Source organism: Enterobacter sp. WCHEn090032 (assembly GCF_003986875.1).
Taxonomy (GTDB): Bacteria; Pseudomonadota; Gammaproteobacteria; order Enterobacterales; family Enterobacteriaceae; genus Enterobacter; species Enterobacter sichuanensis.
Genome location: NZ_RXRN01000015.1, coordinates 60,916 through 80,343 on the forward strand (window position 1 = coordinate 60,916; position 19,428 = coordinate 80,343).

At 56.1% G+C, this 19,428-nt stretch carries 18 protein-coding genes; 11 read left to right on the forward strand and 7 right to left on the reverse strand.

The genetic code is table 11. The features are described from left to right. Positions 1 to 122: 122 nt before the first annotated feature. A complete protein-coding gene (locus tag EKN83_RS14395) occupies positions 123 to 1,541 on the reverse strand; it encodes a glutamine synthetase family protein (protein WP_013096832.1) in 1,419 nt (472 codons plus the stop codon). Between the two features lie 214 nt (positions 1,542 to 1,755). On the opposite strand from EKN83_RS14395, the gene puuD reads away from it, so the two are divergent. The 9 genes from puuD to EKN83_RS14440 all read left to right on the forward strand — a co-directional run bounded on the left by puuD (position 1,756) and on the right by EKN83_RS14440 (position 11,327). After that, positions 1,756 to 2,520, forward strand: coding sequence for a gamma-glutamyl-gamma-aminobutyrate hydrolase (gene puuD / locus EKN83_RS14400; RefSeq protein WP_025758617.1), 765 nt, complete (start codon positions 1,756 to 1,758; stop codon positions 2,518 to 2,520). A gap of 25 nt (positions 2,521 to 2,545) precedes the next feature. Next, positions 2,546 to 3,103 carry an HTH-type transcriptional regulator PuuR gene (puuR, locus tag EKN83_RS14405; protein WP_008502454.1) on the forward strand — a complete coding sequence of 186 codons (558 nt, stop codon included), beginning with the start codon at positions 2,546 to 2,548 and terminating at the stop codon, positions 3,101 to 3,103. Between the two features lie 157 nt (positions 3,104 to 3,260). Next, on the forward strand, positions 3,261 to 4,754 hold the full coding sequence (gene puuC / locus EKN83_RS14410) for an aldehyde dehydrogenase PuuC (RefSeq protein ID WP_126801185.1): 1,494 nt from the start codon (positions 3,261 to 3,263) through the stop codon (positions 4,752 to 4,754). After that, positions 4,751 to 6,031, forward strand: a complete 1,281-nt coding sequence (locus tag EKN83_RS14415) for an NAD(P)/FAD-dependent oxidoreductase (protein WP_025758615.1) — start codon at positions 4,751 to 4,753, stop codon at positions 6,029 to 6,031. The genes puuC and EKN83_RS14415 overlap by 4 nt, the downstream gene beginning before the upstream one ends. A gap of 25 nt (positions 6,032 to 6,056) precedes the next feature. Then, a complete protein-coding gene (gene puuE, locus EKN83_RS14420) occupies positions 6,057 to 7,328 on the forward strand; it encodes a 4-aminobutyrate transaminase (RefSeq protein ID WP_126801186.1) in 1,272 nt (423 codons plus the stop codon). A gap of 149 nt (positions 7,329 to 7,477) precedes the next feature. Then, positions 7,478 to 8,965 carry a carboxypeptidase M32 gene (locus EKN83_RS14425; RefSeq protein ID WP_185857681.1) on the forward strand — a complete coding sequence of 496 codons (1,488 nt, stop codon included), beginning with the start codon at positions 7,478 to 7,480 and terminating at the stop codon, positions 8,963 to 8,965. 163 nt (positions 8,966 to 9,128) lie between these two features. Next, positions 9,129 to 9,668 carry a thioredoxin fold domain-containing protein gene (locus EKN83_RS14430; RefSeq protein ID WP_025758611.1) on the forward strand — a complete coding sequence of 180 codons (540 nt, stop codon included), beginning with the start codon at positions 9,129 to 9,131 and terminating at the stop codon, positions 9,666 to 9,668. A 166-nt stretch (positions 9,669 to 9,834) separates the two neighbouring features. Further along, a complete protein-coding gene (asr, locus tag EKN83_RS14435) occupies positions 9,835 to 10,227 on the forward strand; it encodes an acid resistance repetitive basic protein Asr (protein ID WP_045284890.1) in 393 nt (130 codons plus the stop codon). A gap of 278 nt (positions 10,228 to 10,505) precedes the next feature. After that, on the forward strand, positions 10,506 to 11,327 hold the full coding sequence (locus EKN83_RS14440) for a trypsin-like serine peptidase (protein WP_045284891.1): 822 nt from the start codon (positions 10,506 to 10,508) through the stop codon (positions 11,325 to 11,327). 1 nt (position 11,328) lies between these two features. On the opposite strand, the gene EKN83_RS14445 is transcribed toward EKN83_RS14440, so the two are convergent. From EKN83_RS14445 to mdtJ, 3 genes are all read right to left on the reverse strand, one after another. Then, the gene (locus EKN83_RS14445; protein ID WP_047958430.1) at positions 11,329 to 13,491 is read right to left on the reverse strand and encodes a bifunctional diguanylate cyclase/phosphodiesterase; all 2,163 of its coding nucleotides are present in this window, start codon (positions 13,489 to 13,491) and stop codon (positions 11,329 to 11,331) included. Between the two features lie 84 nt (positions 13,492 to 13,575). Then, the gene (gene mdtI / locus EKN83_RS14450; protein ID WP_025758607.1) at positions 13,576 to 13,905 is read right to left on the reverse strand and encodes a multidrug/spermidine efflux SMR transporter subunit MdtI; all 330 of its coding nucleotides are present in this window, start codon (positions 13,903 to 13,905) and stop codon (positions 13,576 to 13,578) included. Next, positions 13,892 to 14,254, reverse strand: a complete 363-nt coding sequence (mdtJ, locus tag EKN83_RS14455; RefSeq protein WP_025758605.1) for a multidrug/spermidine efflux SMR transporter subunit MdtJ — start codon at positions 14,252 to 14,254, stop codon at positions 13,892 to 13,894. Before mdtJ ends, mdtI begins: the two co-directional genes overlap by 14 nt. 421 nt (positions 14,255 to 14,675) lie before the next feature. On the opposite strand from mdtJ, the gene EKN83_RS14460 reads away from it, so the two are divergent. Beyond that, the gene (locus EKN83_RS14460) at positions 14,676 to 15,710 is read left to right on the forward strand and encodes an AI-2E family transporter (protein ID WP_045284892.1); all 1,035 of its coding nucleotides are present in this window, start codon (positions 14,676 to 14,678) and stop codon (positions 15,708 to 15,710) included. A gap of 3 nt (positions 15,711 to 15,713) precedes the next feature. On the opposite strand, the gene EKN83_RS14465 is transcribed toward EKN83_RS14460, so the two are convergent. Next, a complete protein-coding gene (locus EKN83_RS14465; protein ID WP_126801188.1) occupies positions 15,714 to 16,661 on the reverse strand; it encodes a zinc-dependent alcohol dehydrogenase family protein in 948 nt (315 codons plus the stop codon). 28 nt (positions 16,662 to 16,689) lie between these two features. Next, a complete protein-coding gene (locus EKN83_RS14470) occupies positions 16,690 to 17,715 on the reverse strand; it encodes an LLM class flavin-dependent oxidoreductase (RefSeq protein ID WP_025758602.1) in 1,026 nt (341 codons plus the stop codon). Positions 17,716 to 17,893: 178 nt separating this feature from the next. Here EKN83_RS14470 and yajD point away from each other — a divergent pair, with 178 nt between their 5' ends. After that, complete coding sequence (yajD, locus tag EKN83_RS14475) at positions 17,894 to 18,241, forward strand: HNH nuclease YajD (protein ID WP_003857471.1); 348 nt, start codon at positions 17,894 to 17,896, stop codon at positions 18,239 to 18,241. 374 nt (positions 18,242 to 18,615) lie between these two features. On the opposite strand, the gene EKN83_RS14485 is transcribed toward yajD, so the two are convergent. Beyond that, complete coding sequence (locus tag EKN83_RS14485; protein WP_126801189.1) at positions 18,616 to 19,383, reverse strand: arylamine N-acetyltransferase family protein; 768 nt, start codon at positions 19,381 to 19,383, stop codon at positions 18,616 to 18,618. Positions 19,384 to 19,428 lie beyond the last annotated feature (45 nt).

Below are 19,428 nucleotides of genomic sequence, written 5' to 3' on the forward strand. Positions count from 1 at the left end.
CTCCATAACGCGACGCCCGGGAGATAGCTGGCGTGCCAGCGAACAGTTCGGCCAGGCTCCGCGCAGGCCGTTTGGTGATACGTACGCGATGAAACAAAGCGGCCCCTTACCGGGGCACGTCATCAGGCGTTTTTCAGCATCCACTCGATTTCCGTTTCGGTAATCAGGCGTTCAAACTGCAGTAATTCATCATTTTTGCAGGCGTGATAGACGTGGCAGAAACGTTCGCCCAGGCGCTCGCGAAGGTGATCGTTTTGCATAAATTCCCACAGCGCATCGCTCTGACGAATCGGGAACGGCAGTCCGTCCTGCTCCAGACCATTACCTTCAACTTCTTCCTGCAGGGGTAAATCGTTATCCAGACCATGTAAAATCCCGGCAAAAATCGCCGCCATCACCAGATACGGATTCGCGTCTGCTCCCGCCACCCGGTATTCGACCCGATGGTTATGTCGATCGCCGCAGGGGATACGCAGGGCAACGGTGCGATTATTGTGTCCCCATGACGCCTGCGTCGGCACGTACATTCCCGGCTGGAAACGGCGGTAGGAGTTGACGTTCGGTGCCAGCAGCGCCATGGACGCTGGCATCAGATCGATCATCCCGGCCAGGGCGCGTTTCAGCAGCGCGGAATCCTCGCCGCTGGCGTCTGCGAACACGTTCTCGCCTCTGTTGTTTTGCATGCTGATGTGGATATGCATTCCGCTGCCCGCATGCTCTTCATACGGCTTTGCCATAAACGTGGCGTGCATCTTATGTTTTTCCGCCATCTGCCTGACGAGACGTTTTAGCGCCAGCGCATCATCGCAGGCATCGAGCACGTTTTCCGTATGGTGCAGGTTAATCTCAAACTGGCCCGGGGAGGCCTCAGCCACTGCCCCGTCGGCGGGGATCAACTGCAGCTGCGCCAGTTCGTCAATGTCATTCAGCACGTCAGCAAAGTGGTTCAGATTATCAACCGAGTAGACCTGACTCTGGGTGTTACGCACGTCGGTGCCCGGCGCGCAGGGGGGCTGCAGATAGCCGTCGGCATCGCGTTTACGGTCAAGTAAATAGAACTCCAGCTCTACCGCTACCACGGGGAACAGACCGCGCTGGCGCAGCTGCTGCCAGAGTCGGTTGAGTACGTTCCGCGGCTCAACGTCAAAGGGAGCGCCATCTTCATCGACCATGGTGAGCTGCACCTGACCAATGTATTCCGGGTCGGCGGCGGACGGTGTCAGGGTGCCCGGCACCGGCACACAGATACAGTCTGGCTCGCCGAGCTCCTGCCCCAGGCCCGCCTCTTCCACTACGTTACCCAAAATGTCCATGGCGAAAACCGATGCCGGGAAATAGCAGCCTTTTTCAAGTTTGCTCAGCCCGGCAACCGGGATGCGTTTGCCGCGAAAACAGCCGTTCAGGTCGGTCAGGAGGACATCAATAAACTGGGTGTCAGGATACTTTTCTAAATAGCGCTTCACTTCCTGCGTAAAGGCGCTGCCCCGCCTCTCATCCGTGTGCTGCACAAAGTTCTCAACTTCTACGATATTGGTTTCCATGATTTACCACCGTTTTTGGGATTTGCGTTCGCTGCTCTGGACTGTAAAATATAATGTCCACCCTATCGAATCTGTATGCAAATAATTTGTTTGTCAAATGTTAAATTAAGTTTGCAAAAGGCAGATCCCATTGCTAGATTGAGAAAATATTGAACGAAAAGGCCGTTTAACAGGCGATAATGGCCTAAATTTAGTCCACTTTGTGAGGGCGATCATGGAAAATATAATGAACAAGCCAGTCATTGGCGTGGTGATGTGTAGAAACAGGCTTAAGGGTCATGAGACCCAGACCCTGCAAGAAAAGTACCTGAATGCCATTATTAACGCGGGAGGCTTACCTATTGCCTTACCGCATGCGCTGGCGGAGCCAGAGCTCATTACCGCTCTGCTGCCCACCCTGGACGGGATTTACCTTCCGGGCAGCCCCAGTAACGTGCAGCCGCACCTGTATGGTGAAAACGGCGATGAGCCTAACGCCGATCCCGGGCGAGATCTTCTGAGTATGGCGTTGATTGCCGCCGCGCTCGAAAGGCGCATCCCCATTTTCGCCATCTGCCGGGGGCTGCAGGAACTGGTTGTTGCTACGGGAGGGACGCTGTATCGCCGCCTGTTCGAGCAGAACGACCTGCTTGAGCACCGGGAAGATCCTGAACTGCCGGTTGAGCTACAATACGCCCCGTCTCATGAAGTTCAGGTTCAGGAGGGAGGACTGCTGTCTCAATTAATACCAGGCTGTAACACATTTTGGGTAAACTCGTTACACGGGCAAGGTGCTCGAACGTTAGGACCACGGCTCCGCGTGGAGGCCCGCTCGACGGACGGGCTGGTCGAAGCGGTTAGCGTTCATGACCACCCTTTTGCCCTCGGTGTGCAATGGCACCCCGAATGGAACAGCAGCGAGTACGCCCTGTCCCGTATGTTGTTTGAAGGTTTTATCACCGCCTGTCAAAGCCACATTGCCGAGAAGCAACGGCTTTGACCACTACCGTAAAGGAAATGCAACTATGAGCGATGACGGACTGGCGCCAGGGAAACGTCTGTCTGAGATCCGCCAGCAGCTGGGTCTCTCGCAGCGGCGTGCCGCCGAACTGTCTGGGTTAACACACAGTGCCATCAGCACCATTGAGCAGGACAAAGTCAGTCCTGCCATCAGTACGCTACAAAAGCTGCTGAAAGTCTATGGGCTGTCGCTCTCGGAATTCTTTTCGGAACCGGAAAAACCTGATGAACCGCAGGTGGTTATTAATCAGGAAGACCTTATCGAAATAGGCAGTCAGGGGGTTTCGATGAAGCTGGTTCATAACGGAAATCCGAACCGTACGCTGGCGATGATTTTTGAAACTTACCAGCCTGGAACCACGACCGGAGAGAGGATCAAACACCAGGGTGAGGAGATCGGTACGATACTGGAAGGTGAAATATTGCTGACCATTAATGGCCAGCAATATCACCTGGTTGCGGGGCAGAGCTATGCCATCAATACCGGCATACCGCACAGCTTCAGCAACACCTCGGCAGGCATCTGCCGCATTATCAGTGCCCACACCCCCACCACGTTCTAATTACCACTCAGTCCCGGCGTAAGCACGCTTACGCCGGGACAAATAAAAACGATCAATGTCGGCATTCAACGGGTTAATTCCCGGGATGCCTCACGGCTTCGTATTGCCTGAAACGGCCATGCCTTTATTTATCTGATTGCGAAAGAAAGGAGTGAATATGCATTTTCAGCACCTGACTTACTGGCAGGATAAAGTAAAAAACAGCGCCATTGAGACCCGGTTATTTATTAACGGTGTTTATTGTGACGCTGCCGATAATGCCACGTTTGCAACCGTCAATCCTGCTACCCAACAGACGCTGGCGAACGTGGCCCGGGGCAAGCAGGCGGACGTGGACCGCGCGGTTCAGGCCGCGCGTGAGGTATTTGAGCGCGGTGACTGGTCGCAGGCGTCGCCGGCGCAGCGCAAGGCCGTGCTAAATAAGCTCGCCGATCTGATGGAACACCACGGCGAAGAGCTGGCCTTGCTGGAAACACTGGACACCGGTAAACCCATCCGCCATAGCCTGCGCGACGATATTCCCGGTGCGGCTCGCGCCATTCGCTGGTACGCCGAAGCGGCGGATAAAGTCTACGGCGAAGTGGCGCCTACGGGTCCGGACGAGCTGGCGATGATCGTGCGCGAGCCGATCGGGGTTGTCGCGGCCATCGTCCCCTGGAACTTCCCGCTGCTGCTGGCCTGCTGGAAGCTGGGCCCGGCGCTGATCGCGGGCAATAGCGTGGTATTGAAACCGTCGGAGAAATCACCGCTCACCGCCCTGCGGCTGGCCGGGCTGGCGAAAGAGGCGGGCCTGCCGGACGGCGTGCTGAATGTGATAAGCGGTTACGGCCACGAAGCGGGCCAGGCGCTGGCACTGCATCCGGAGGTTGAGGTGCTGACGTTTACCGGCTCAACCCGTACCGGCAAGCAGCTGTTAAAGGACGCGGGAGAAAGCAACATGAAGCGCGTCTGGCTGGAGGCCGGCGGCAAGAGCGCCAACATTATCTTTGCCGACTGCCCGGACCTGGACAAGGCCGTGAGCGCGACCGCCGCCGGGATATTTTACAACCAGGGGCAAGTCTGTATCGCCGGTACCCGCCTGCTGCTTGAAGACAGCATCGCCGATGACTTTCTGGCAAGGCTGAAAGCGCAGGCCAGTCACTGGCAGCCGGGCGATCCGCTCGATCCTGACAACACGATGGGGATGCTCATCGACGCCGGGCACGCCGATACCGTCCACACGTTTATTCGCGAGGGAACCCGGAAAGGTACGCTGCTGCTGGACGGGCGGGAACAATCGTGGCCTTGCGCAGTCGGTCCAACCATTTTTGTCGACATCGACCCTGACTCCCCGCTGTGCCGGGACGAGATTTTCGGGCCAGTGCTGGTCGTCACCCGTTTTAAAACCGAAGAGGAAGCCTTAACGCTGGCCAACGACAGTGAATATGGGCTTGGCGCGGCGCTATGGACCCGCGATCTCTCCCGCGCGCATCGCATGAGCCGCCGCCTGAAAGCAGGCTCAGTCTTCGTCAATAACTATAACGACGGTGATATGACCGTCCCCTTTGGCGGCTATAAGCAGAGCGGCAACGGTCGCGATAAGTCCCTGCACGCGCTCGAAAAATTTACTGAACTGAAAACCATCTGGATTGCCCTGGAGTCTCAATCATGACCGAACATACCACCAGCTACTACGCGGCCAGCGCGAACGCTTACGAACCTTTCCCGACGCTTAACGAGTCGATCAGCTGTGACGTGTGCGTGGTGGGCGGCGGCTATACCGGCCTCTCCTCCGCGCTGCATCTCGCCGAAATGGGCTACGACGTGGTGCTCCTTGAAGGGGCGCGCATTGGTTTCGGCGCCAGCGGACGCAACGGCGGCCAGTTGGTTAACTCCTACAGCCGCGATATCGACGTGATTGAGAAAAACTACGGACCCGATGCCGCCAGAGTCCTCGGGAGCATGATGTTTGAAGGCGGGGAGATCATCCGGGAGCGTATCCAGCGCTATCAGATCCAGTGCGACTATCGTCCCGGCGGGTTGTTTGTGGCGTTAAACCATAAGCAGCTGGAAACGCTGGAGGAGCAAAAAGCCAACTGGGAACGCTACGGCAACACGCAGCTGGAGTTGCTGGACGCCAACGCCATCCGTCGGGAAGTCGACAGCGAACGCTATACCGGCGCGCTGCTGGACCGCAGCGGGGGACACATTCATCCGCTGAACCTGGCGATCGGCGAAGCGGACGCCATTCGCCTGAACGGCGGGCGGGTGTTTGAACAGTCCCCGGTCACCGCCATTCAGCACACCAGCCCCGCCGTGGTGAGCACACAGCATGGCCAGGTGACGGCCCGCTACGTGATCGTCGCCGGGAATGCCTATCTGGGCGATAAGATAGAACCGGAACTGGCAAAACGCAGCATGCCCTGCGGCACCCAGGTGGTGACCACCGCCCCGCTGCCGGAAGAGGTAGCCCGCACGCTGATCCCCAATAACTACTGCGTGGAAGATTGTAACTACCTGCTGGATTACTACCGTCTCACCGCCGACAACCGCCTGCTGTACGGCGGTGGCGTAGTCTATGGCGCACGCGATCCGGACGATGTCGAGCGCCTGGTGATGCCAAAGCTGCTGAAAACCTTCCCTCAGCTGGCCGGCGTCAAAATCGACTACCGCTGGACAGGCAACTTCCTGCTGACCCTGTCGCGTATGCCGCAGTTTGGTCGTCTGGATAAAAACATCTATTACATGCAGGGCTACAGCGGCCACGGCGTGACCTGCACCCACCTGGCCGGACGGCTGATCTCGGAACTGTTGCGCGGTGACGCTGAGCGCTTTGATGCGTTTGCCAACCTCCCGCATTACCCCTTCCCGGGCGGCCGCAGCCTGCGGATTCCATTTACGGCGATGGGCGCGGCGTATTACAGCCTGCGCGATCGTCTTGGCGTATGATCGTTTTGACAAAAGGGTATCTGACATGAGTAACCAGGAATTTCATCAGCGCAGACTTTCTGCCACCCCGCGCGGCGTAGGCGTAATGTGTAATTTCTTTGCCCGCACGGCGGAGAATGCCACCCTTACCGACGTGGAAGGCAACGACTATATTGATTTCGCCGCCGGGATCGCGGTGCTGAATACCGGCCATCGTCATCCTGAACTGGTGGCCGCAGTGGAAAAACAGCTTCACCAGTTCACCCACACGGCCTACCAGATTGTGCCGTATGAAAGCTATGTTTCATTAGCCGAGAAACTTAACGAGCTGGCCCCGGTCCAGAGCCCGGCTAAAACGGCGTTCTTCACCACGGGCGCAGAAGCGGTGGAAAACGCCATTAAAATCGCCCGGGCCCACACCGGCAGACCGGGTGTGATTGCCTTCGGGGGAGGCTTTCACGGCCGAACCTATATGACCATGGCCTTAACCGGCAAGGTCGCGCCTTATAAGCTGGGATTTGGCCCCTTCCCGGGGTCGGTTTATCACGTGCCGTATCCCTCTGAGCTGCACGGCATCACGACGCAGGATGCCATTACGGCGATAGAACGCCTGTTCAAAGCAGACATTGAGGCGAAACAGGTGGCGGCGATTATTTTTGAACCCATCCAGGGTGAAGGCGGATTCAACGTCGCCCCGCCAGAGCTGGTGGCCGCCATCCGCCGAATCTGTGATGAGCACGGGATCGTGATGATTGCCGACGAAGTGCAGAGCGGCTTCGCCCGTACGGGTAAACTGTTTGCCATGGAACACTACGCCGACAAGCCCGACCTGATGACGATGGCTAAAAGCCTGGCAGGCGGAATGCCGCTGTCTGGCGTGGTGGGTCGCGCCGAAATCATGGACGCGCCAGCTCCCGGCGGTCTGGGGGGGACTTATGCAGGCAACCCGCTTGCGGTGGCCGCCGCGCACGCGGTGCTGAATATTATCGACAACGAGTCGCTGTGCGAGCGCGCCCGTCATCTGGGCGATCGACTGAAAGCCACGCTGGAGGAGATCCAGGGTACCTTTCCTGCGCTCGTGGCGATAAGGGGAAGAGGATCGATGATTGCGGCGGAGTTTTTTGATCCCGAAAGCCGTGAACCTTCGGCCGTCATCGCGCAGGCGATCCAGCAAAAAGCTCTCGCTCAGGGCCTTCTGTTATTGATCTGCGGCCAGTATGGCAACGTGATCCGTTTCCTTTATCCGCTGACCATTCCGGATGCCCAGTTCACCCAGGCGCTGGCGATCCTGCAACAGGTTATGCGTGATAAGGCCTAAGTGCCCAGCGAAAACCGTCTGCCGGGATGCCGGCGACGGTTTCAGCGAAGGAGATCTGCAGAGATCTCCTCCGTGTGGGAAATGTTGGGGAATTTGGTCTGTTTCATTGTATGCTCCCTGAAACACATCCCTGGCAAGAGGAAAAACAATTGCAAAAAACATCCGCCTATCAGTCACTTGTGAAAACCTTCCAGCGCCTCTCCCGTTTCTCGCACCTCTCCTCCATCGCCAGCTGGGACATGTTCACCATGATGCCGCCTGGCGGCAGCGCCGCGCGCGGCGAAGCGCTGGCAGAAATGAGCGTCCTGCAACACCAGATCCTGACCGATAAGAAAGTGGGCGATCTGCTGGCTACAGCAGCAGGTGAAGATCTGAATGACGTCGAACGCGCCAACCTGCGGGAAATGACGCGTCAATATCAGCAGGCCTCGCTGCTGCCGGAATCGCTGGTGGAGGCCAAATCCCTGGCGGGCAGCAAGTGTGAACACGCCTGGCGCACCCAACGCCCCGCTAACGACTGGCAGGGCTTTTCCGCCAACCTGAAAGAGGTGGTCAAACTCAGCCGCGAAGAGGCTCGCCTGCGGGCCGAAGACAAAGGGTGCACACCGTACGACGCACTGCTGGATATTTTTGAGCCCGACATGACCAGCGCCCGTCTGGACGTTCTGTTCGGTGATATGAAATCCTGGCTGCCGGACCTGCTGGCAAGCGTGGTGGAAAAACAGGCTCAACGGTCGTTTGTTCCCCCGCAGGGCCCCTTCCCGACGGCAACACAGCGCGAGCTGGGGCTGGAAGCGATGAAGATGCTCGGCTTCGATTTTAACGGCGGTCGCCTGGACGTGAGTGCGCACCCGTTCTGCGGCGGCGTACCGGAGGACGTGCGCATCACCACGCGCTATGACGAAGATGAACTGCTCAGCGCGCTGTTTGGCGTGATCCACGAAACCGGACACGCGCGCTACGAACAAAACCTGCCGCGCGCCTGGGCAGGACAGCCGATTGCCCTCGCCCGCTCAACCGCGATCCACGAATCCCAAAGCCTGTTCTTTGAAATGCAGCTTGGCCGTAGCGAGGCCTTCCTTAAACATCTTCTCCCTGCGGTGCACGCCCGCTTTGGCAGCCAGGCGGCGTTCAGCGAAGAGAACTTTATCGCCTGGAACCAGCGCGTGAAGCCGGGCTATATCCGCGTGGATGCCGATGAGGTGAGCTACCCGGCGCACGTGGTGCTGCGCTATGAGATTGAGCGCGCGCTGATCAACGGCGAGATCGAGGTGGACGACATTCCCGCCCTGTGGGACGAAAAAATGCAGGCCTGGCTTGGGTTATCCACCAAAGACAACTACCGCAACGGCTGTATGCAGGATATTCACTGGACCGACGGTGGATTTGGTTACTTCCCGTCGTATACGCTGGGGGCCATGTATGCCGCACAGCTGTTCCATGCGGCGAAAACGGCGCTTCCGGATCTGCAGTCCTCAATCGCTGAAGGTGATTTTTCGGCGCTGTTTGACTGGTTGCGCCAGAACATCTGGCAGCACGGCAGCCGCTTTACCACCTCGCAGTTGATTACCCAGGCGACGGGGGAAGATCTCAATATCCGTTACTTCCGCGAACATCTCACTTCACGTTATTTGTAATTCCCTTCTGCCGGAGTGCGCTCCGGCACTTTCCTTGCCCTTCTGCATAATAAGATGATTTTGCACATTTCTTTCCGAGCGCACTTAAGGTATGTAGTTAAATCCTGGCCATATAAATACACCGCAATCAGGCCAGGGTTAACAATAAATAAAGGGATGAATAATGAAAGGCATAATGAAAACGATGGCGTTAGCCGTACTGTGTGCGACGAGTTTAAGCACCTTCGCGGCCGCGGATAACACTCCGCAAGAAGCATATAACGATATCACCCACTCTCTCGCTGACCTCCAGCCCATCACATTTCAGGCTCCCGCAGAAAAATACAAGCTACTGGTGTTTATTGATAACCAGTGCATCTACTGCAGCAACGTGGTGAAAAACGTCAGGCAGTATACGGATGCCGGTTTGACCATGTCGTTTTTGACCGTTGCCCCCGACGCTATTCGCGACTCGGTCATTGAGGATATGGGGCGCGTCTGGTGTTCAACCGACAGGGTCAAAAGCCTGCAAAAAGCGATGACGGGTTTTTTACCGGATAACGACACAACGCAGGCCTGTTCCGACCGGATCGCTCGCCAGTCTGCGCTGGCTGAAAGGCTGGGCATCAACATCACACCGTTCATGGTGGTCATTGAGCCTGAATCACGCTCGATTGTTGGCAGCCAGCCACCGGCTGCAATTCTGGCTGCGTTAAAGAAATAGCCCTCACGTGTACGAACGGGTCTGTTCGTACACGCTTCTCCCCCTTTGTACATTCCGTTACACGCCGATACCAATCACTCACGGAAACCCCGAATTTACAGGGATATAGTTATTTCAACGGCCCCGCAGTGGGGTTAAATGAAAAACCAAATTCGAGGGTATGAACATGAATAAAGTATTAGCTCTGGTTGTTGCCGCTGCTATGGGTCTGTCTTCTGCTGCGTTCGCTGCTGAGACTACTGCAACTGCTCCAGCTGCCGCTGCGCCAGCTGCAACCACCACCGCTGCGCCTGCAAAAGCGGTACACCACAAGAAACATCATAAAGCCGCTAAACCAGCTGCTGAGCAAAAAGCGCAAGCGGCTAAAAAGCACCACAAAAAAGCCGTAAAACAAGACGCGACTAAGCCAGCTGTAGAGCAGAAAGCGCAGGCCGCTAAAAAGCACCACAAAAAAGCGACCAAACCGGCTGTAGAACAGAAAGCGCAGGCTGCTAAAAAGCATCACAAAAAAGCAGTAAAACACGAAGCTGCTAAACCAGCTGCACAGCCAGCTGCGTAAGAGTACAAGCTTAACCGTGCCCTTCGGGGCACGTTGGTAAACCGGCGCTGAACCGGAAAAGGTTCCGCGCCGTTTTTTTATCCGGAGGGCGTATGCTGCGACGCTATCGGTTTGAGCTGATTCTGATCCTGCTTATTTTATGCGCGCTCATCGCCAGCCATTTTTATCTTTCCTGAATGTAGCACGCTGATTTTACTCCCACTTTAGCGCTGTCCCGTCTATAGTATTTTCATAGGGTTCACTTTTAATAATCATAATTACCCCCACCAGAGTGTGATATGCGTAAATCTGTTGTGTTGTTACTGGGAACGTTTGGTCTTTTTTCTGGATTCTCACATGCGGATGATGGCGGTGATGACACCATTAGCGCGAAAGAGCTAAAGACGCTTTTTTTCGGTCATGACGACCGCACGCGCGTCGCCGATCCCACCCAGGCCCCCTGGGATGCTATAGGTCAGCTGGAAACTGCCAGCGGTAACTTATGTACCGCCACGTTGATCACCCCGCAGCTTGCCCTGACGGCAGGCCACTGTCTGTTAACGCCGCCAAACGGCAAGCCGGATAAAGCAGTTGCCTTGCGCTTTGTGTCGCAAAAAGGGACCTGGCGCTATGAAATCCACGGCATTGAAGGCCGGGTGGATCCCTCTCTCGGCAAACGCCTGAAACCGGATGGTGACGGCTGGATTGTGCCACCCGGCGCCGCCTCATGGGACTTTGGCCTGATCGTTTTACGCTACCCGCCTTCAGGTATTACGCCACTGCCGTTATTTGACGGTGATAAAGCCGCCCTTACCGCCGCGCTGAAAGCCGCCGACCGCAAGGTGACGCAATCAGGCTATCCTGTCGATCATCTGGATACGCTTTACACGCACACCGACTGCATTGTGACCGGCTGGGCGCAAACCAGCGTACTCTCTCACCAGTGCGATACGTTACCAGGCGATAGCGGCTCACCGCTGATGTTGAAAACGGAAAACGGCTGGCAGTTGATCGGTGTTCAGAGCTCAGCCCCAGCGGCGAAAGACCGCTGGCGTGCCGATAACCGGGCCCTGTCCGTCACCGGTTTTCGCGACCAGCTGGAAGCGCTGGCGCAGCAGTAAATCAGCACCGTCTGACCTGATGTAACGCCTTGATTGACTCTATCGGCATGGGCTGGCTGAACCAAAAACCCTGCAGCTGATCGCAGCCAGCCAGCCGCAGGAGTTTCATTTGCTTTTCGGTTTCGACCCCTTCTGCAACCACCGCCATGCCCAGCGCATTGGCGATCCGCACCGTGCCGCTCACCAGCGCGGCCGCCTGTTCATCATTGTCTACCAGCCCGGCCAGCGACTTATCGATCTTGATGGTGTCAAAGTTGAAACGCCGTAAATAGCCAATGCTTGAATAACCGGTGCCAAAGTCATCCAGCGCTACCGCGATGCCCAACGCTTTCAGGTTGGCTATTGCCATGCGGGCACGCTCCGGGTTTTCCAGCACATAGGACTCGGTGACCTCAAGCTGCAGTCGGTTGGCCGGAAAATCGGTGATCTCCAGCACGCTGGCCACTTTTTCTTCGAAGGCAGGATCGCGAAATTGTGCGGGGGAGATATTAACCGAGAGCGTTAAGTCACTGTACGGCTGCAGATCCTGACAGGCCCGCTGCAACACAAACTGCCCCAGTTTGTAAATCAGGCCACTGGTCTCCGCGATGGTGATAAAGGTATCCGGGCCCAGGGGCCCTTCCGGACGTCGTGGCCAACGGACCAGCGCCTCGACGCTGCTCATTTTCTGGCTGTGGGCGTCAATAATCGGCTGATACCAGACCTCGAACTCATCACGCTCCAGACCGTTACGGATCTGATTCTCAATCGCCAGCTTGCGTTCACGGGCGCTGTTCAGTTCGGCGTCGTAGTGGGTAATCCGCCCTTTCCCGCTCATTTTGGAATGATACATGGCAATATCGGCGCGACGAAACAGCTCGGAGCTGGTGCATTCAATCAGGGTTCCGCTGGCGATACCGATACTGGCCCCCATATGGATTGTGCGTTCCCCCAGCTGAATCGGGGTGGCGAACGCGTCCAGCACCGAAACGGCAAACGCGGCGGCCCGGGCTTCCGCGTTATCTCCGCCAATGGTCATGGCAAATTCATCCCCGCCCATTCGCGCCAGCATTCCGCCCGGCGGCACGCGTTCATTCAGTGTTTTCGCAATCGCCACAATGAGATCGTCACCCACGCTGTGACCGTAGATATCATTGACGTCTTTAAAGCCATCCAGATCGATGAACACCACGCTTTTGACGTCGATATCCCCCCGTAAACTCACCCGGTCCAGCGCTTCAATGAGCGCACGCCGGTTCGGCAGACGGCTTAGCCAGTCCGTTCTGGCGACCAGACGCGCCAGACTCTCTCCGCGAGCAAGCTTGTACAGCCCCACGCTGCTCACCAGAATAAACAGCAGGATCAGAGCCGAGGCCAGCACCACAATCTGTCTGATGTCAGAAGAGGCCGCCCGGGCGGCCTGCGCACCCGGAAGCCGCGCCTGCCAGTTCAGATAACCGACCAACTCCCCTGCCGCGCTGCGCAGCGGCATGCTCAGCGCGTTGATTTTTTCCGGCGTAAAGTTGAGGTTCTCAATCTGAAAGGTCGCCCCCAGGTCAGACAATATTCGGGCATTCAGGTGACGGGTAATCACCAGATAGCGGCGCGTTCCATCGGTCACCCGCAATCGTCCGACCATTGGGCGTATCAGCCCAATCCCCACAAAGGCGACGCCGCTTCGCGTTTTGCTGATCCCGGCATAGATATTTTTCTCGCTCGCTAAGGCGCGCGCATGCTGGTCAATGAGGGCTTTCAGGCCTTTGCCGAAAAAATCGAGCGTTGTCTCCTGAAAAGGCTGACTTTTAAACGATCCCCAGATGACATTGAAATGTTCATCCAGCACAAAGGTGCCGTCATAGAGGTTGTTGATTTTAAAGCCGGCGCCCCAGGTGTTGTACAACCAGTCGGTATCCAGCGTGGAGCGGTAAGCCTCCCGAACCGCATCGTCCCAGACGGCGTTATCAAGGACCAGCGAGGAGACGCGATTCACCGATGTCTGAATGGCGCCCTGCACGGAAAGCGCCGTGCGGTGTTCATCAATTTCATTGGTTTTGGTACTGATAAGATGCAGGGAAAGATAGAGAAGTGCGACGATGGAGATAATTAAGCCGATCCCCGCCATGAAGACCATGGCAAACAACGTTCTCGCATTGGGAATATTGCGCCAGCTTAATGTGCGATACATCAGCCATCCTCTTCACGGTTTTGCTTTTCTAAGCGTAATACAGGCAGCGAATTTCGCTGCCTGTAAATCATGGCATGAAGTCTGTCAGGCGAGTTTTATCATGATCATGCCGGCAAGCAGCAGTATAAGCCCGATCCAGCCTTTGTTATTTAAACGCTGCCCGAAGAGTACCCAGCCTGCGGCCAGCGTGGCGGCGATACCAAAACCGCCCCACAGCGCATAGGCCACCGACAGGTCGATCCCTTTGACCGCCTGGGACAGGGCGCTGAATGCCCCCAGCACCGCGGCAATCGACAGCAGGCCATAAACTTTACGACGGAAACCGTCGGAGAATTTCAGCAGAACGTTCGCCAGAATTTCCAGCACGATGGCAAGCCCCAGCCAGGCCGCATGAACCCACTCAAACTGTTGCATGGTTCTGCTCCTTCAGCTGTTTAGTCGGTTTACGGGTACCTGATTTAATCAGCACAATACCCGCGACCAGCGTTGTTAAGCCAGCGATCTTCATGGTTGTTAATGTTTCGTCAAATATCAGCACGCTGAACAGCGTAATTAATAAAATGCCGATCCCTTCCCACAGGGCATATGCGACACCCAGCGCAATTTTCTTCACCGCAAACGAGAGGAAAATATAAGAAAGGGAAATCATCACCAGCATTAAAATAAATCCGGTATTACCCTCGCTGACGCTTGCCCATTTCATCGACAGCGTGCCGGTAATTTCCGCGATAATTGCCAGAGCTAAAAGGATCCAGTAAAACATGTTTTTCTCCTGCTTGAGAATATAATCCATCGTGGCTCGCTGTACGCAGCAAACCAAAAAATACGAATTGAAATCAGATAGCTAAGCGCTTAGCGCCAGCTCAGGCAGAAGATATGACTATAGTGCGGTGCGCCAGTGTTGCTCACCAGAAAGCAGGTAAAAAGAGGTGGAAAATACAGCAGTGTGGTTTGAAGAGTACGTCCTGAACATATTGTCCATAAAATTACAATTATCCGCGGTGTTGCTTCTCGTCTTTGCGGATCAAAATTGTCCTCGGTAGTTGAACACGCCAAATTTGTACCATAAGCCAGGATTTAACTCAAAGTCTTTGCAATTCTTTACTCATCCCGTTTGATTTTGGTTAGTTTATTGCATCGCCCTTCACCTTTATTATAAATAAAAAGAACATTGCGGAGCCACCATGGCCAAACCCATCATTACCCTGAACGGGTTAAAAACTGTCATCATGCTGGGCATGCTGGTGATTATACTGACAGGCGTTCGCGTTGCCGCCGACATCATTGTGCCGTTTATTCTGGCGCTGTTTATTGCGGTGATCCTTAACCCGCTGGTGCAGCGCATGACGCGGCTACGCATCCCGCGCGTGCTGGCGATCACGCTGCTTATCAGCATTATTATTATCGCCATGGTCTTGCTGGTGGCCTATCTCGGTACCTCGCTGAATGAGCTGGCCCGAACGCTACCGAAATACCGCTCTTCGCTGGCAATACCGCTGCTGCAGATTGAACCCTGGCTACAGCGCGCGGGGATCGAAGTCTCGGTCGAAGAGCTCCTTAAATTTATCGACCCCAATGCGGCCATGACAGTTGTCACCAGCCTGCTGACGCAGCTTTCCAATGCCATGACCTCCATTTTCCTGCTGTTCTTAACGGTGGTGTTTATGCTGCTGGAGGTGCCCCAGCTGCCGGCGAAGCTGCAGCAGATCATGGTCCGGCCGGTTGAGGGAATGGGGGCCATTCAACGCGCGCTGGACAGCGTTTCCCGCTATCTGGTGCTGAAAACGGCTATTAGCCTGGTGACGGGCATTGTCGTCTGGTTGATGCTGCTGGCGCTGGACGTCCGCTTTGCGTTTGTCTGGGGATTACTGGCGTTTGCGCTCAACTATATTCCCAACATCGGGTCGGTGCTGGCTGCGATCCCCCCTATCCTTCAGGTGCTGGTGTTCAGTGGGTTCTATGACGCACTGGTCCTGCTGGCCGGATATCTGGCGATCAATCTGGTGTTCGGCAATATTCTTGAGCCTCGCATGATGGGGCGAGGGCTGGGGCTCTCCACGCTGGTGGTCTTTTTGTCCCTGATATTCTGGGGCTGGCTGCTCGGGCCCGTAGGGATGCTGCTCTCCGTCCCGCTGACCATCATCGTCAAAATTGCCCTGGAACAGACGGCAGGCGGGCAAAGTATCGCCGTGCTGCTGAGCGATATGAGCCATCAGTAGCGGTCAGTCCATCATTGACAGGAGAGGCTTGCAGGTCCTTCCACCTTCGCGATAAGCACTGAGCGCCCTCTGCCATTCCGCCAGGGGGTATACCGCGACATCGCTGTACCGGCTGGCGGGCAGACGAAGCCAGATGCGATCGAACGCCGCGTGCCACGCCTCCGTGCTGAGCGCATCCAGCCCGTTACGGATATGGAACCACACCACGCGTGGTTCAGGACGCAGCTGTCGGAAAGTCTGGCCGGAGAGCAGTCCGTAGCAGACAAACATCCCCTGCCCGGGCATCACGCTGAGGATCGCTTCCGCAAGCGGCCCGCCGGTGGCATCGTAGACAATATCGCTGCGTGCGGCGACGGAGGCGATTCTGTGCGCGTCATGCTGCGCGACAGGCGTGATGCCCATCGCTTCCAGCCGTTGCGCATGAACCGCAGAACGGTGAATTCCGTACACCGCTTCCGCGCCCGCCTGACGGGCCCACTGCCCCAGCAGAATGCCGCAATCCGATCCTGCAGCCGTAAGCAACACCCGTTTTCCCTGAGCGGGGTAGCGGGTGAGCATCATCTGCGCCGCCAGCGGATTGATATAGGCCCGCGCGGCCAGATGCACGTCAATGGTGTCCGGTACGGGGATCGCATACTCGGCCGGGCAATCAACATAGCGCTGCCAGGTGCCTTGCCCACGCAGCGGCAGAACGCGTTTACCCAGCAGATGACTAAACGACGCGGGAGCCTGAGTAACGACACCGACGCCCTCATACCCCGCTACCGCCGGTAACGGAGTTCTGTGCCGATAGGCGCCCGTGATGGGAATAAGATCGGAAGCGTTGACCGGAGAAAACAGCATCCGGACACGGAGATGACCCGGTGCTAGCGCCCCCAATGACGCGGTTTCAGGTTGCAGAACAGATTCTGGCTCGCCAAAACGGCGATACCAGAGGGCAAGGTTTTCCATAACGATCTCACGGCTGCTAGCGTAACAACTACTCGCGCCAGCCCATTGCCGGTGCGACATGTTTGAGAATGGACTCAATCACGTGCGCATTATAATCCACACCGAGCTGGTTCGGCACGGTCAGTAAGAGCGTATCGGCCTCGGCAATCGCCTCGTCCTTTTTCAGCTGTTCAATGAGCTTATCCGGCTCCGCGGCATAGCTGCGCCCGAAGATGGCGCGCGTTTTCTCATCCAGGTAACCCACGCTGTCGCTGTCGTTGCGGCTGGTGCCGAAGTACATCCGGTCGCGGTCGTCCATTAATGCAAAAATGCTGCGGCTCACCGACACCCGCGGCTCGCGCGTATGTCCGGCCTCTTTCCAGGCCTGACGGTAGGCGCGGATCTGTTTTGCCTGCTGAATATGGAACGGCTCACCGGTTTCATCGTCTTTCAGGGTTGAACTTTGCAGATTCATGCCCAGCTTTGCCGCCCACACTGCCGTCGCATTTGAACCGGCGCCCCACCAGATACGCTCGCGCAGCCCTTCGGAATAGGGCTCCAGGCGCAGCAGCCCCGGCGGATTCGGAAACATCGGCTGCGGATTTGGTTTGGCAAACCCTTCACCGCGCAGCACATCAAGCAGCACTTCGGTATGGCGGCGCGCCATATCCGATTCGTTTTCCCCTTCCTGCGGGACATAGCCGAAATGACGCCAGCCATCAATAACCTGTTCCGGAGAGCCGCGGCTAATGCCAAGCTGCAAACGTCCACCGGAAATGAGGTCCGCCGCGCCCGCATCCTCGGCCATATACAGCGGATTTTCGTAACGCATATCGATCACGCCCGTGCCGATTTCGATGGTTTTCGTTTTTGCGCCAATGGCGGCCAGAAGAGGAAACGGCGAGCTAAGCTGTCGGGCGAAGTGGTGTACGCGGAAATAGGCACCGTCTGCCCCCAGCTCTTCAGCCGCCACGGCTAAATCGATGGACTGCAGCAGCGTATCTGCCGCTGAGCGCGTGCCGGACTGCGGAGAAGGTGTCCAGTGACCAAACGATAAAAACCCGATCTTTTTCATTACTATGTGTCCTGAGAATGCGTTGCGTGCTGTCCACTTTACGCATTACCCGCTAAGAATAAATGCCGTTTATTTAACGGAAAGCATCAAATAAATTGACTGAATAGCGTGGTTCGTCATTTCGCCACATAATAGGATATAATATCCCCTACTTTTTTCATGGCAGGTAAAACCGGCAATGGCTTTGATCCCCAAAAACTACGCGCGGCTGGAAAGCGGCTATCGCGAAAAAGCATTAAAAATCTATCCCTGGGTGTGTGGACGCTGCTCGCGCGAGTTTGTCTATTCCAATCTGCGTGAACTCACGGTTCACCATATCGATCACGACCATACCAACAACCCGGAAGATGGCAGCAACTGGGAGCTGCTGTGCCTGTTTTGCCACGATCACGAACATTCGAAATACACCGAAGCGGATCAGTACGGTACTACCGTGGTTGCCGGGGAAGACGCGCAAAAAGACGTGGGCGTCGCCACGTTTAACCCCTTTGCTGATTTAAAGGCGATGATGGATAAGAAGAAGTAATCATTCACCGCCCATACCTGCCGTATGGGCGGCTCAGGAAAAGGATATAAGCCTTGGATACCCTCCACTGCTACTGGGATACGTTTTATAACGCCTACGGTTTACTTTTCACGAGAATAATTAGCCTCATACTTCTGGTCTGGCTGTGTCATGATTTTCTGCGCCGCATAAGGAAAAACGCCTCTGACGCCGCTGGCCCGATCGCAGAAGCCGATGCCCGGGAGCGGTATCAATGGCGTTTTCAACTGTGGTCATTGCGGACGGTACAAATCCTCTGCCTGCTCTCTCTTTTCTGGATGCTTATTAAGGGACTCTTTGCCTGACCCTTTCCCTGGTTAAAATGTCCAGGTGATTGCGGCGGTTGCTCCTACAGATTACGCGGCGGTCAGTGCAAAACGGTCTTTCAGGACATGGCGTATGTCCTCCTCCGCCAGCTGCCGCGTTTCAGTGCCGTTCGCCGTGATGGTTTTCAGCATATCGCCCAGCAAAATCTGGCGCCCTTCCGGGCGATGCTGCACCACCACCAGTTTCTGCACAAAAATAGCGTCAGGATGCGTGGAGTTAAGGTAGTTGGCCGGGACGAAATCAATCCACTCCTGAGGGGTAAGGTCGAAGCCGTACTGACGGGCCCACTCACCCTCAACCTTCGCCTGAAGAAGATATTCGCCCTCCGCACTACGGCTGAGTCGAAACGTGTCGAAATCCTGCGTGATATCCACGTCAAGCGTGTCCAGCGCCATCGGCGCACGAATGCCATAGCTGCCAAAGCCAAGATCGCAAAGCCACTGTCGGTTCTCCACTTCGGCGATTAACGCCATATGGGTTTTCGGCCTCCGCACGGGGTAGAACATCGGGCGCGCCGCCACGAAACGGTAAGGGATACCTAACACCGCCAGCGCCATGGCAAAAAGCCCGTTCACCTCATAGCAGTAGCCACCGCGCCCTTTCTTTAACACTTTATCGGCAATGTCGTCTGGCGCCAGCGAGACAATTTTGCCCGTCTGCACGTCCAGATTTTCAAACGGGACTGAAAAGAGCTGATGACGCATAAGGGCATGCAGGGTAGCCGTATCGGCAGCCGCCGGTCCGCTGTAGTTTATGCGTTTGAAATAGGAAGAAATGTCGAAATTTTCGCTGTGCATAATGCCTCCTTGTCATGAACATGTCGGACACTATAGATGGCGCAC